12 protein-coding genes are annotated in these 14,456 nt (G+C 55.7%); 2 read left to right on the plus strand and 10 right to left on the minus strand.

What is annotated here, in order from left to right; all coding sequences use genetic code 11:
• Window positions 1-103: 103 nt before the first annotated feature.
• Window positions 104-1,306 (plus strand): leucine-rich repeat domain-containing protein, encoded by a 1,203-nt coding sequence (locus WBP50_RS07265; protein ID WP_423932856.1) that lies wholly within the window; start codon window positions 104-106, stop codon window positions 1,304-1,306.
• A gap of 143 nt (window positions 1,307-1,449) precedes the next feature.
• Here WBP50_RS07265 and WBP50_RS07270 read toward each other — a convergent pair whose 3' ends face one another.
• A complete protein-coding gene (locus tag WBP50_RS07270; RefSeq protein WP_423932858.1) occupies window positions 1,450-2,976 on the minus strand; it encodes a fumarate hydratase in 1,527 nt (508 codons plus the stop codon).
• Between the two features lie 52 nt (window positions 2,977-3,028).
• Window positions 3,029-3,493, minus strand: coding sequence for a universal stress protein (locus tag WBP50_RS07275; RefSeq protein ID WP_423932860.1), 465 nt, complete (start codon window positions 3,491-3,493; stop codon window positions 3,029-3,031).
• A gap of 253 nt (window positions 3,494-3,746) precedes the next feature.
• Between WBP50_RS07275 and WBP50_RS07280 the strand changes: the two genes are divergently transcribed.
• The gene (locus tag WBP50_RS07280) at window positions 3,747-5,309 is read left to right on the plus strand and encodes an AAA family ATPase (protein WP_423932862.1); all 1,563 of its coding nucleotides are present in this window, start codon (window positions 3,747-3,749) and stop codon (window positions 5,307-5,309) included.
• 43 nt (window positions 5,310-5,352) lie between these two features.
• Here the strand turns inward: WBP50_RS07280 and WBP50_RS07285 are convergent, their stop codons facing one another.
• From WBP50_RS07285 to WBP50_RS07320, 8 genes are all read right to left on the minus strand, one after another.
• Window positions 5,353-6,228, minus strand: a complete 876-nt coding sequence (locus WBP50_RS07285) for a VIT1/CCC1 transporter family protein (protein WP_423932865.1) — start codon at window positions 6,226-6,228, stop codon at window positions 5,353-5,355.
• A gap of 44 nt (window positions 6,229-6,272) precedes the next feature.
• Window positions 6,273-8,153, minus strand: a complete 1,881-nt coding sequence (gene htpG / locus WBP50_RS07290) for a molecular chaperone HtpG (RefSeq protein ID WP_423932868.1) — start codon at window positions 8,151-8,153, stop codon at window positions 6,273-6,275.
• A gap of 256 nt (window positions 8,154-8,409) precedes the next feature.
• Window positions 8,410-9,282: an N-acetylneuraminate synthase family protein gene (locus WBP50_RS07295; protein WP_423932870.1), complete on the minus strand. Its 873-nt coding sequence runs from the start codon at window positions 9,280-9,282 to the stop codon at window positions 8,410-8,412.
• 53 nt (window positions 9,283-9,335) lie between these two features.
• Window positions 9,336-9,869 carry a KdsC family phosphatase gene (locus tag WBP50_RS07300; RefSeq protein ID WP_423932873.1) on the minus strand — a complete coding sequence of 178 codons (534 nt, stop codon included), beginning with the start codon at window positions 9,867-9,869 and terminating at the stop codon, window positions 9,336-9,338.
• A gap of 732 nt (window positions 9,870-10,601) precedes the next feature.
• Complete coding sequence (fumC, locus tag WBP50_RS07305; protein WP_423932874.1) at window positions 10,602-12,014, minus strand: class II fumarate hydratase; 1,413 nt, start codon at window positions 12,012-12,014, stop codon at window positions 10,602-10,604.
• 37 nt (window positions 12,015-12,051) lie between these two features.
• On the minus strand, window positions 12,052-12,936 hold the full coding sequence (locus WBP50_RS07310) for an ADP-polyphosphate phosphotransferase (RefSeq protein ID WP_423932876.1): 885 nt from the start codon (window positions 12,934-12,936) through the stop codon (window positions 12,052-12,054).
• Between the two features lie 235 nt (window positions 12,937-13,171).
• Window positions 13,172-13,705 carry an inorganic diphosphatase gene (locus WBP50_RS07315; protein WP_423932877.1) on the minus strand — a complete coding sequence of 178 codons (534 nt, stop codon included), beginning with the start codon at window positions 13,703-13,705 and terminating at the stop codon, window positions 13,172-13,174.
• A 97-nt stretch (window positions 13,706-13,802) separates the two neighbouring features.
• Window positions 13,803-14,456: alanine:cation symporter family protein (locus WBP50_RS07320; protein ID WP_423932878.1), on the minus strand; the 654-nt coding region annotated here is incomplete at its 5' end.

Genomic DNA, 14,456 nt, shown 5'->3' on the forward strand with positions numbered 1-14,456 from the left:
ATATAGGGGGAAACAGGTTATATAACCGTAACGCTTTTTTTCTTATACTGTAAACTTTAGCTCATCGCTGTTCCCTTCAATAAACTTAACCGTCTTGTGAATTTTGGAACAGAACACCTACAGCAATTGCCCGGTATGCCACTTTCCCCTCACCAGTGACAGCGCAGTCTGCCCGCGGTGCGGCAACGACATACTCGAGGATATCACCTCTCTGGACGAGCAGAGCATGGAAATTCACCAGCGGAACATCGAAGAAAAAAAAGCCGACTGGTATACACGCTGCATTACCGAAAATCTCGGTGTGAGTGAAACCGCACCCGAGGTACAGGGGGACAGCTGCGCAAAAAACATCGGAAACCGCCACCTTTACTGCAGCCCCGAGGAAATAGAATTTCTCTCAACCTGTTCGAAAACTGCGCTTCTCGAAGATGGGGGACTGCGCAGGAAATGGTGGAACAGCCTGAGCGCCGACTGGAAAGAGGTCGTAAAAAGCACCCTGAAGCTTGTCAGGGAACCCTCCGAAAATGAAATTCTCGATTTTTTCAAAACCACCCATCTGCGCTGCGACAACCGTCGCGTCCACGATCTGCTGCCGGTCCGCATGCTCGACATGCTCCAGCAGCTCCGCTGTGACGAATCGCCGGTTGAAAGTCTCGATCCCCTTGCCGATCTCCAGCATCTGCAGCGGCTCTATGCTTTCGATTGCGACATCACCACTCTCGAACCTCTCGGCAATCTCAGAAATCTGAAACTGCTCTGGGTATCGAGCACGCAGATCACTTCGCTCGAACCGCTGAAAAATCTGCTCAACCTCGAAGAGCTTTACTGCTCGGAAACCATGATTGCCGATCTCTCCCCGCTGCGCTCGATCGTCACGCTTGAAAAGCTGAGCTGCTATAAAACGGAAATACGTTCACTGGAGGCGCTGCGCGCTCTTGAGGATCTTATCGAGCTGGGGATCAACAATACCGGTGTTCAGGATCTCGCTCCGCTCGAAGAACTTCGGAATCTCGAATACCTTCGCTGCAGCAGAACCGGAATAACGAGTCTCGAACCGCTCAGAAACATCGTTTCGCTCAGGGAGATCAATGTGTCGAGAACGGAGGTTTCTTCGGTCGAACCGCTCGCAGGTCTCCTGGACCTCGAGGAACTCGATATTTCAAACACCCCGATACACTCCATAGAGCCGCTCATACATCTGGAACATTTCGAAAAACTCGAGCTTTCGGCAGGGCAGGTACCCGATATGGAGATCGAACGATTCATCGAGCTCCACCCCGGCTGTGAAGTACTGCTGAAAAACTGAAGCCGCTGCGAAAGGGAACCGACAGAGAAAAAAACGCTCGCGACCTGTTTTCGAAACAAAGGAAAAGGCCTCTGTGCACAGAGGCCTTTTCCTTTGCCGGCGGCAGCTGAAGCGGGGCCCTGCCCGCTGATGCAGTGTAACCGTTATTTCTTGACAAACGACCCGAGAACGCTCATCGACTCATCCTCGACCTTCTGGTGGAGGCTGTTGCCGTGCGCGTCCATGGTGACGATGGCCGGAAACGACTCGACCTCGAAATGCCACATCGCCTCGGGAACCCCCATCTCTTCGAGAAAATCCACGCCGGTTACCGTGTGAATGCACTTCGCGTAGTACTGCGCCGCGCCGCCGATGGCATTGAGATAGACCGCACCGTGCTCCTGAAGCCCCCTGAGGGTTTTCGGACCCATCCCCCCCTTGCCGATAATGGCCCGCAGACCGAGTTTTTCGATAACATCGGCCTGGTAGGGTTCTTCGCGGATCGAGGTGGTCGGACCGGCAGCGGTCACGCGGTAGCTGCCGTCCCCGTTTTTCATGATGACCGGGCCGCAGTGGTAGAGAATGCCTCCCCGGGTATCGATACCCTCCGGCAGGTCGTGCTGCATGACGTGATGGTGAAAGGCGTCGCGGCCGGTATGCATGGCGCCGTTGATGATGACGATATCGCCGACCCGCAGCCTGCGCACCTCATCCTCACCGACCGGAGCCTGCAGCACGACCTCCCTGCCGGTCAGAGGAATGCCTTCACCCCGAGCCATACGACGGATTTCATCCTCATCGCGGAACTGCCAGCTGATAATCGATCCGGATTCGGGATCGATGAGCACGCCGAGACGGCGATAGGCCCAGCAGTTATAGGCCACCGAAACGAAAAAGCTCGCCGGAACCCGGTGTGAGGCGCCGATCTTGCAGCCGAGCAGGGTAGTCTTTCCCCCGAATCCCATCGGTCCGATGGAAAGCGTATTGGCTTTTTCAAGAATCTCCTCTTCGAGCGCCTGCAGTTCGGCATCCGCATTGGTGTCGTCAACCCGCCTGAAGAGCTGCTTTTTGGCTAGCTCGTAACCGCTGGTGCGGTCACCGCCTATACCGACGCCGATAAATCCGGGACTGCACCCCTGGCCCTGCGCCTGATAGACCGCGTGCAGAAGGCACTTGCGCACCCCGTCGAGATCGCGTGCGGCCTTGCCGAGACCGGGAATTTCCGCCGGAAGCGAGTACTGGATGTTCTTGTTTTCGCACCCCCCGCCCTTGAGAATCAGCCGCACCTCGACTTCATCCTTCTCCCACGGTTCGAAATGGATGACCGGCACATGGCAACCGAGATTGTTGCCGGAATTCTTGCCGCTGAGGGCATCCACCGCGTTCGGTCGAAGCTTTCCGGTGCGCGTGGCCTCGGCTACGGCCTCCTCGATTTCGCGCTTCATCATGAGCTGGTCGGCTCCCCGGGGAGAGTGGATGAAAAAGGTCGGCATGCCGGTATCCTGACATATGGGCGATACGTTGTCCACTGCCATATCGATGTTGACCGAAATGGCCGACATGGCCAGACCTGCCTGCGATGCGGGATCCTCCCTGTCGATGGCTCTTGCGATGGCCCGGCGCACGTCGCCGGGCAGGTTGGCTGATGTTTCGGTAATAAGCGAGAGTATTGATTCCCTGAAATTGTTCATGGCACTGGAAAGATGGATGCTGTTGAAATAATACCGGCGACCTGCCGGCTGGTCAGTTGTTTGCGGTCTTTTCGGAATCGGACTGCTTCACCAGCAGCACGGGAACATCCGCGGACCGGAATACCGCTTCGGCCACGCTGCCAACCATGAGGCGCATGAGGCCGGTTCTGCCGTGGGAACCCATGATGATCAGATCGGCTCCCCATGCGGTGGCGTGATCGCTTATCACTTTTGATGCCTCACCGCGAAGCACATGAATATCGGCAGAAAGACCGTTCTTTTTTTCTGCCATGACCACTCCCGCAAAGGCCTGGGGAATGACGTCGTCGTTCTCCTGCGAAGCCAGATTCAGACCGTAGCTCGCTGCGGTTTTCAGGGCGATGTTTTCAGGTGGCTGAACATGCAGAAACCGGACATGCGCATTGACCTTTCGGGCGAACTCAACGGCATACCTGACCGCCTTGTCCGACGTATCCGAATAATCCGTCGGGCAGAGAATCTTGGAAAGATGGATCATAAGTGTAGCCTGATGACAGGTGAAAAAAAGAATCGGGGGATACTGCTTTTCAAGCCTTGAATTTACATTTTTTTTGTTTAAAACATCCGGACTCCGGCTGCATCAGTGAAGTACGTCACTCGCCAGGCCTCACTCCGGCAAGAAAAAACGGTAAAACAGGCGCGCTCTTGTTTTCAGGGCTGTTATATTTGACTAATTACCGGCAAGAGCCGTCAACCCGGAAAATTCCGTTACCCGAGAGAGAGTCAGAGCAATGGATGCTATTCTGGAAGCCCTGGGCAGGCCGGAGGCCTATCCCCACCCGACTGAAGCCATAACCGTGGCGGAAACCCATATTTCATGGGTGTTCCTGACCGGCATTTGGGCCTACAAGGTTAAAAAGCCCGTAAATCTCGGTTTTCTCGACTTTTCCACCCTCGAAAAACGGGCGCACTACTGCCATGAGGAGGTGCGCCTCAACAGGCGTCTCGCGGCGGATCTCTATATCGATGTCGTACCGATCACCCGTTCAGACACTGCCGTAAGGGTTGGGGGAGATGGCGCCGTTATCGGCCATGCAGTGAAGATGCGGCAGTTCGACCGTTCACAGGAACTCGACAGGCTTCTTGCCGGAAACCGGCTGACGGCACGGCATATCGACAGCATCATCGACACGGTTGCCGCTTTTCATCTGGCCATACCGCCCGCGGATCCGGATTCGGAGTACGGACGTCCGGAAAAGCTGATTCTCCCCCTGCTCGAAAATTTCCGGCATACATCGGAGCTTGTAGCCTGCCGCGCAGAAGAACTGCTGCTGGAAAAAGTCAGGACGTGGGTCCAAAAAGAACACCTTCGCCTCACCCCCCGCTTTTTTGAAAGAAAAGCCGGAGGCTTCATCCGCCACTGCCACGGAGACATGCATACCGGCAATATGGTCTGGCAAAAGGACCGGGTGCTGATTTTCGACTGCATCGAGTTCAGCCCCGCGCTCTACATGATCGACGTAACAAGCGATATCGCCTTTTTCTTCATGGATCTCCAGCACAGCGGGAACACCGGGCTCGCATGGCGTTTCCTCAACGGCTGGCTTTCAGCGACAGGCGACTACGAAAGCCTTCGCCTCCTTCGTTTCTACAGCCTTTATCGGGCAACGGTACGGGCAAAGGTAACCGCCATCCGTTACGAACAGGAAGCGGACGAAACGCGCAGGCACACCATCCGGGAGGAACACCTTTCCTATGTGCGTCACGCCTTTCACTATACGCAGCCGACGGCGGCGCACCTCATGATCACCTGCGGGGTTTCAGGAAGTGGAAAGAGCACGCATGGCGGGGCGATCGCCCTGGAACTGCAGGCCGTTCATATCCGGTCCGATATCGAGCGGAAAAGGCTTGCCGGCATCCCTGCCGATACCCGCAGCAGCAACTGCTCCGGAATCGACATCTATACGGCGCCGTTTACAGAAAAAACCTACCGGCGACTTGCGGAAATAGCGGCAACAGCTCTTGAAGAGGGGTTTGCGGTGCTGGTCGACGCCACCTTTCTCGGAAAGGGCGAGCGGCGTCAGTTCAGAAAGCTTGCCCGGCAATACGGCTGCCGGTTCACCATCCTGCATTTTCATGCCGATGAAGCGATACTCCGGATGCGGGTAAAGGCGAGGCTCCGGGAAGGGCGTGATCCGTCCGAAGCCGATGAAGCGGTGCTGCAGAAACAGCTGGCGGCGGCGGAGCCGCTCTCCGAAGAGGAGCTGTCCGACGAGATCCTGATCGATACCGGTCGCGAGATCGATTACCGGAGCATCGCGAACCACCTGCGGCACCGGAAAGAGTCGCCCTGAACGGGGCTTCCGGAAACCGATCCCCCGCTCCGCCAAAAAAGGCCTAAACCTCGATGCCGAAAGCCAGCCGTATGCCGTATCCTGCGGCAAAACTCAGTGCGGCAACGGTAAAGCTGAGCCCCACCATCTCGAAAAACCTGCTCCTGAAGGAGAGATCCCGGGCAACGGAGATGTAGAAATTGAAAAAACCGATAATACAGACGGAGGCGGCAAACGCCATGCCGAGACAGAGGTAAAGGTCGGTGAAAAGCAGGTAGGGCGTCACCAGCACCAGCACCGTGAGCAGGTAGGCGAAACCGGTATAGATTGCCGCTTTCAGGGGATTTTTTCCGCCCGGCTCCGACTTGGTGGACAGATACTCCGAAGATGCCATGGAAAGCGCGGCGGCGAAACCGGTGATCGAGGCGGTCAGGGCCACCAGCGGCGTATTCTGCAGGGCGAAGGTCAGACCCGCAAGCACGCCCATCAGCTCGACAAGCGCATCGTTGAGACCCAGCACGATCGAACCGGTGTACCTGAGGCGGTCTTCGTCGAGCAGGGTTATCAGTGCCTGCTCGTGCTCTTCCTCGTCGCGGATGATGCCGTTTATCTCCTTGAAGCTGCCCGGCATCCGGTTGTAGGTATTGTGGGCGTTCTGCTCGGCTTTTTCCATGAGCTTGATGCCGAAGGTAAAACCGAACACCATGCTGACGAAGGTATAGAACCACACCTTCAGCCTGCTGGGCGAAATATCCCTGCGGGTGTAGGTTTTCCAGACGTTGTAATGCCGCAGCTCGTCGTCGGCGATCTGGCTGAGAATGCGGCGGTTCTTGACCCCGCTCACTTTTCCGGAAAGGTTTTTGTAGATGAAATGCTCGGTGATCTCGTTTTTCTGGAAAACGGCTACCTCCCGTGCATCGAAATCCCTGCTCTGTTTCACAAATCAACCGGTTAAAAAGTTGTTAAAGCTTCAGCGGGCCCCGCTTAGCGCTGCAGGGTTGCCGCCTCGATCAGTTCGTTCATCCTCGAAAGAAACTCGGTGGTCGAATCAAGCCCTCCCTCGTGCAGCAGCGCCGCATCGTACAGCTGCAGGATAACCGTTCCGATGAGTGGATTGGCGGCATTGGCCATGTACATGCCCGAAAGATTCCGGATAATGGGATGGGAGGTGTTGACCTCGAGAATCTTTTTGGCGGCAGGCATATCGGCCTGCATCATCTTCATCATCCGCTCCATCTGGCTGTCGAGCGCATCCTTTCCGCTCACGAGCGTTACCGGAGAGTTCACCAGCCGGTGCGACTCGACGACATCCTCTATCCGCTCTCCAAGCACATCCCTGAAAAGCCCGAGAACAGGCTGCAGCAGGTTTTCCGGCAGCGGCTCGATCCCCTCCTTTTCAGCGGCTTTTGTGAAATCAATATCGGCTTTTTCAATCGATTTCAGAGGTTTTTTCTCATACTCGTGAATCGAGGGAATCACAAACACATCGACTGGATCGCTGAGCAGCAGCACCTCGATACCCCTGTCCTGAAAGTACTCGAGATTGGGGTGCGCCAGCAGCTGGCTGCGGCTGCTGCCGGAGTGAAAGTAGATCTCGTTCTGATCAGGCGACATTCTCGCCACATATTCACCGAGGGTGACGTACTCCTCCGGAGCGGTTTTCGTGCTTTCGAAACGAAGCAGCTCGATCAGCTTGTCCCGGTTGGTGAAATCCGTGTTCAGACCGATCTTCACGATGGGTCCGAACGCCTTGTAGAAGGTGCGGAACTTTTCGGGCTGCTCCCTGGCAAGGTCCTCAAACCATCCGAGAATCTTTCCGGTAAGGATCTGGCGAATTTTGGCCATCACCGGGCTCGACTGGACGATCTCGCGGGATACGTTGAGCGAAAGGTCCTCTGTATCGACAACGCCAACCAGAAAACGCAGGTATTCCGGAAGCAGATCGCGACACTCGTGCTGGATCATCACTTTTTTCACGTAGAGCTGGGGGCCACGGTTTTCAAGCTCGCTCTGGCGATAGAGCAGTTCCGGCGGGGCATCCTTCGGGAGAAAAAGCAGCGCCTTGAAACTCACCATGCCTTCAACGGAAACGTGCAGGTAGTCGAGAGGATCCTGAAAATCGTTGGCAACGAACTTGTAGAACTCGTTGAGATCCTCATCCTTCAGTTCGCTCTTCGATCGCTGCCAGAGAGCCGTCACGCTGTTGATCTGCCTGCCGCCGAGTGTGATGGGAAAATCGACGAAGTTCGAGTACTTCTTGATGATGTGCTCGATACGGTACTCCTCGGCGAACTCTTTCGACTCCTCCTTGAGCCTGAAGGAAATAGTGGTGCCCCGTCCGGCCTTTTCGATCTTTTCGATGGTGTAGGTACCCTCGCCCGAAGAACGCCACCGGTAGCCTTCGGAGCCGGGTTTTGCGCTTCTGGTTTCGACCGTGACCTCGTCGGTCACCATGAATACCGAGTAGAATCCCACTCCGAACTGGCCGATCAGATTGCCGTCGAGCTCCTGCTGCTGATCCTTCAGCGCCTGCATGAAGCCGAGCGTCCCGGATTTTGCCACGGTGCCGAGATTGGCAATCAGCTCCTCCTCGCTCATGCCGATGCCGTTGTCCTCGATAACGAAGGTCAGTTCCTTGGAGTCGACCGTGATCCTGATTCCCGGATCGCCCTCTCCCTCCAGAAGATCCTGGTCGGTAAGAGCGCTGAAGCGCACCTTGCTCAGGGCATCCGAAGCGTTGGAAATAAGCTCTCTGAGAAAAATTTCGGGATGGGTATAGAGCGAATGGACGATGAGGTCCAGAAGCTGCTTCATTTCGGCCTTATATTCGAACTCCTGCACAGATGAACCGTTGTTGCTGGTCATAATTTGCACTCTGGTTGGGTTATTCATTAAAAAATCATCCCGGCGACGGGATAAAAAAACACAGACACGGGCATGCGCCAGGCGCCATGCAATCGAGGGGTAAATTTAAGCGAGGGAATGAAATATAACAAACGCTCCATAACAGGTCCGTCCTCGCTGCCGGCTTCGGGAAAAAACCGGACCGGCAGGCCGCCGGAGGAAGCTCCTTCTGCAGGAGCACCGGCGGTTTGCCGAAAAAATCGGAACCTGCAGTGAACTACGGCACCCTGCGGAGTTTCCTTCGGGCGGCAATTTCACCCTCATAGACCCGCTTGAGGCCGTCTCCGAGAGCTTTTTCGATATCGCGGATATTGGAGACCAGCCGGCTCATTCCCGATATCTCGACCGAAGCCGCCTGGTCCGATCCCCACATGGCGCGATCGAGCGTGACATGCCGCTCGATGAAGGTGGCTCCAAGGGCCACGGCCGCCCAGGTGGTGGCAAGACCGACCTCATGTCCCGAATACCCGACCGGTATATCCGGCCAGGCGGCTTTCAGCGTTTCGATCACGCGAAGGTTCAGCTCCTCGACCGGACACGGATAGGTTGAATTGGTGTGTGCGATAAGCAGGTTGCCTGCGCCGATCTCGCTTACCGCCAGGGATATCTCTTCCATGGTAGACATGCCGGTGGAAATGATGAGCGGGCGTCCGGTCGAGGCCGTTTTTTTCAGAAGCGCCAGATCGGTCAGCGATGCCGATGCGGCCTTGTAGCAGGGAGGGTTGAACTGCTCCATAAAATCGACAGCCTCCTCATCCCAGCAGGAAGCGAACCAGTGAATACCTTTCTCCCGGCAGAATGCGTCGATTTCAGCATACTCCTCGCGCCCGAACTCCACTTTATACCGGTAATCGATATAACGCATCCTGCCCCAGGGAGTATCCCGCTCGATATCCCGCTGATCGGCAGGCACGCACAGCTCCGGCGTGCGTTTCTGAAATTTCACGGCGTCGCATCCGGCAAGAGCCGCCCCTTCGATGAGCTGCCGGGCCACATCGAGAGAGCCGTTATGGTTGATGCCTATTTCAGCAATAATGTAGGCCGGATGCGCGTCTCCGACATATCTGTTTCCGATTTTTACTTCCGCCATACAATCCTTGAAAAAATTAGTAAAAAAAATGCCTGTGGAGGCCTGAATGCGGCTCAGACCGTCAACGACGAGTCCGTCCGGAGGGCAATGAGCCATTCTGCAAAATCCCTGAAGGCTCCGTATCCCCCTTTTTGCCGGGCGACATAGTGAACAAATGGCTCGACGAAAGGCATGGCGTCGCCGGGGCATGCGGTAATACCCTGAGGGACTATGGCCCCGAGGATGCCGAGATCGTTGACATCATCGCCGATATAGGCGAGCTGGTGCAGCTGCAGACCCGTATCCTCGAGAACCGAAGGCAGCTTCGAGAGCTTGTCTTTCACCCCGAGGTAGTGGTGCGGCATCCGCAGCTTTTCGGCGCGCCGGACAATGCTCGGCGACACCTCGCCGGTCATGATCGCCGTTTCGATCCCGTGCTCCCGAAGCCGCTCGACACCCATGCCGTCCCGGATGGAATAGCGCTTCATCACCTCTCCTCCTTCGCCGTAATAGACCCCGTTATCGGTAAATACGCCGTCATTGTCCGAGATGACCAGCCTGATGCAGGCGGCACGCCGCCGGAGTTCCGCATTTCCGAGTTCGATCATAAGTAGATGCAAAAAAATATCATAAAAAAGGACGGGGATCGCCCGCCCGCCCGTCCACTCTTCCCCGCAAATATAGGACTTTTCTTTTTCTTTAACGCCCCCCGGCAAAAAACGCATCTCGAAGGGGTGGAGAAAAAAGTTACCAACAGGTTATCCACATTTTTTTCAACACTCCGTTCACAGAAATTCCGGGCAGAAACAGAGCCTGTAGCGTAATTCGAAAACAGCCGGAAAAATCCGTTATCCTGTTTAAAAACTTTTATATAGAAAAAAAATGAATTCTGATGAAACAGCTCTGACGCAATAGTTTTTCCGCCTTGAGATGCAGTATTACCTCTCAAATCTGCAGGTTGTCAACAAATATCCGTCGCAATACGGCAGAAAAAAGAAAAGAATACTGCAGCGCAAAAGGAGACGTCCCGATGCAATGACTCCTCGACCGGTGCGACCTCGCTGGGCAATGCCCGAAAACGGATGGGGGATGGCGCATTCCGTACTGAAAGCGCCGACAGAAAAGGAGAGACGCAGAAAAAACAAAATTTTCTCGGTAAAGGAAAAAAAACGGAGAATACGTCAAACGGATTGAGCGGGCGGCGGCAGAAAAAAAGGCTCTTTCAAACCTGACTGAAAGAGCCTGCACAAAGGGAAAAACCCCTAAAGAACAATAACCACATAACCTTTTACACACAACAAAAAGAGTGGCGATTTTGTTCGGGGAGACACAAAAAAAACTCATCTTTTTTCATCACGGAGAGCGGTACCGGTCATGGCCGAAGGGTTCACCCAGCTGTCGAACTCCGCCTCCGTAACATAACCGCTCGACAGGGCAGCCTCACGAAGCGAAAGATTTTCCCGGAAGGCTTTCCGGGCGATTTCCGATGCCCTGTCATAGCCGATGTGCGGGTTGAGGGCCGTTGCAAGCATCAGGGAACCGGACAGATAGCCGTCGATAGCCTCCCTGTCGGGCTCTATGCCGTAAACGCATTTTGCGGCAAACGACAGACAGGCATCGCCCAGCAGCTCGGCCGACTGGAGAAATACACTGATCATGACCGGCTTATACACATTCAGTTCGAGCATGCCGCCTGATCCGGCTACCGAAAGCGTGACGTCGTTGCCCATTACCTGAGCACATACCATGGTGAGCGCCTCGGCCTGCGTAGGATTGACCTTCCCCGGCATGATCGAGGATCCCGGCTCGTTTGCCGGAAGCACCAGTTCCCCGATGCCGCAGCGCGGACCCGAAGCCAGCAGCCGGATATCGTTTGCGATTTTCATGAGACTTGCGGCCAGAAGTTTCAGGGCTCCGTGCGAACCCAGAAGGGCATCGTGCGACGCCAGTGCAGCAAAGGGATTGGGGGCCACAGTAAAGGGATAACCGGTCAGCGATGCGATGTTCCGGCACGCTTTTTCGGCAAACCCCGCCGGAGCGTTAAGGCCGGTACCGACCGCCGTGCCTCCCAGCGCAAGCATGGAAAGCGGCCGCAGGGAGCTTTCGAGCCAGCCGATACCGTGGGCGACCTGGGCGGCGTAACCGGAAAATTCCTGGCCGAGCGTCAGTGGGGCGGCATCCATCAGATGGGTACGACCGGTCTTGATGATGCTCCCGAATGCGCCGGTTTTTTCCGAGAGCGCCTCATGAAGCCGCCGAAGGCCGGGAAGGGTTTTCGACGAGAGCGCGCTGAAAGCGGCGATGTACATGGCTGCAGGGAAAACATCGTTGGAAGACTGCGACATGTTGACGTCGTCGTTGGGGTGCAGCAGCCTTTCTCCTTCACCCAGGCGCTTGCCGAGCAGCACATGGGCGCGGTTGGCGATCACCTCGTTGACGTTCATGTTGGTATGGGTGCCCGATCCGGTCTGCCAGACGACCAGCGGAAAATGATCGAACAGCTCCCCCTGAATGAGCTCGTCGCAGGCCAGGGCAATCGCATTCATCTTTTCGGGAGAAAGTACCCCAAGCTCGCAATTGGCGATTGCCGCGGCTTTTTTCACATACCCCAGAGCCCGTATCACCTCGTGGGGCATCGAGCCGGGAGGGCCTATCCTGAAGTTCAGGAGCGAGCGCTGGGTCTGTGCCCCCCAGTATTTCTCGGCAGGCACAACAACCTCTCCCATGGAGTCTTTCTCTCTTCGACCGTTCATGACAGACTGGCGTTGGCGCTGATCGGGAAACGAACCCTCAGGACTCCTCCCGCATCAGCATGTTGCGGCATTCACGCAGCTCTTCAGTTCTCTGGGCATCGGCTTCGGGAAATTCGAGCCGAAGCCCCTGGAACATGTCGAGAATGATGCGCGAAACCAGAAGCCGGGCGTTTTTCTTGTCGTCGGCCGGAATGACGTACCAGGGTGCGTAGCGGGTGCTGGTTGCCGAAAGACAGTCTTCATAGGCTTTCATGTACTCCTTCCAGTACTTCCGCTCCCCGATGTCGGCCATACTGAACTTCCAGTTCTTTTCCGGTCGGTCGATCCTTTCCAGAAACCGCTTCCGCTGCTCCTCCTTCGAGAGATGCAGAAAAAACTTCAGAATCCGGGTGCCATTCCGGTGGAGATGCCGTTCAAGCTCATTGATCGACCGGTAGCGCTGCTTCCATACGTCCCCGTTTTTCATCCGCACCTCGGGAATCCCCTGACCCACGAAAATTTCGGGGTGGACACGCACAATGAGCACCTCTTCATAATAGGAGCGATTGAAAATGCCGATACGCCCCCGCTCCGGCAGAACAGAGTTGGTTCTCCAGAGGAAATCGTGGTCGAGCTCATGCGGGGAAGGGTGCTTGAAACTGTAAACCTGGCAACCCTGCGGATTGATGCCAGACATGACATGGCGGATCGCGCTGTCCTTGCCGGCGGCGTCCATGGCCTGGAAAATCAGGAGTACCGCATAGCGGTTGTCGGCATAGTGCCGCTGCTGGATGTCACTGAGCTGCCTGACTTGCCGCTCAAGCACGTTACTGTACTCTTTTTTTGAGGAGTAGAGGGGAGGTTCGAGGGTGGGAGATGCCGAAAGGTCTACCTTCCCGCCCTGCTGAACAAGATATTTTCCGGGAGCTATTTCACTGTTCATAACCGCTGATTTTCAACAGTCAAGAGAGTCCGAACTTGAGGAATCTGCAACGTTACACTACAAACGGTTCAAGTCTGCAGTTCGTTCGTTTTACCCGCCCGGAGGGGTGTCAAGATGGACCGGAACCGCAGGCCATAAAAAAGACCGATAAGGGCACCGGAGCGCCCTTATCGGTCTTGAACAGGAATGTGCAGCGAAGTCCAGAAAGCTTCAGGACATCTTCAAGCGAAGCCGCCTATGCGTAAACCTTGTTATAGTTGTCGATGGCATGCACCACGCTCTGACGGGCGATTTCGGCATTCTGGAACTGCTCGACGAGAACGGTTTTATGCTCGAGAGCCTTGTACTCTTCAAAAAAGTGCTGCAGCTCGGAGTTGAAGTAAGGGGGAAGCTGATCGATATCGTTGATACCGTTCATGCTCACATCGTCTTCGGCAACGGCGATGATCTTGTCGTCGCCCTCGCCGTGATCGACCATGCGCATGACGCCGATCACTCTCGCCCTCACCAGGCACATCGGCACGATATCGCACTGCGAAATAACCACGATATCGAGCGGATCATGGTCGTCACCGAGCGTTTTCGGAATGAAACCGTAATTGGCAGGATAAAAAACCGAGGAAAAAAGCACCCGGTCGAGTTTCAGCATGCCGGTCTTCTTGTCCAGTTCATACTTGGTTTTACTGCCTCTTGAAATTTCGATAATGGCATTGACAATATTCGGCTGATCTTCTCCTACCTCAACATGATGCCAGGGATTAAAATTCATAACGGGTGTCTTGTATTGGTTATATAGTCAAACAGGGAAAAGCCGTGGCATTATAGCATTTTTTTTCAAAGCCTTCAAGCGCGAATGCAAGAGAATCTCAGCTTTCGGCTTTCCCTGCGAAATACGCTTTCGTTTCGGCGGCGACCACAGGGCTCAGCACCAGCAGCGACACAAGGTTCGGCAGGGCCATGAGCGCGTTGGCAATGTCGGCGAAGGTCCAGACCACGTGCAGCGATGCGACCGATCCAACCATGACCGCCGCCACCCAGGCCCAGCGGTAGGGCATGACCAGCTGCTTGCCGAACAGGTACTCCATGGCTTTTTCGCCGTAGTACGACCAGCCGAGAATGGTGGAAAACACGAAGGTCAGCAGGCCGAAGGTAAGGACGGCGTTGCCGATATAGGGCACCTCGTTGAAGGCCGCGTTGGTGAGTTCCGCCCCTTTCAGCCCGCTCTGCCACATGCCGGAATTGACAACGACGATGCCTGTTGCAGCGCAGACCACGACCGTATCCCAGAAGGTTCCTGTGGAGGAGATCAGTGCCTGACGCACCGGATGGCTGGTCTGGGCGGCCGCGGCGACAATGGGCGCGCTGCCGAGTCCCGATTCGTTGGAAAAAAGGCCGCGAGCGATACCGAAGCGCATGGCCTCCTTCACTCCGGCGCCGGCGAAACCGCCAAGAGCCGCCTGACCGGTGAAGGCAGACGAAAAGATAAGCTGCAGGGTTTCGGGCAGCGTATCCTGACGAAG

It is taken from the genome of Chlorobium sp. (assembly GCF_049593655.1).
Classification (GTDB): Bacteria; Bacteroidota; Chlorobiia; order Chlorobiales; family Chlorobiaceae; genus Chlorobium.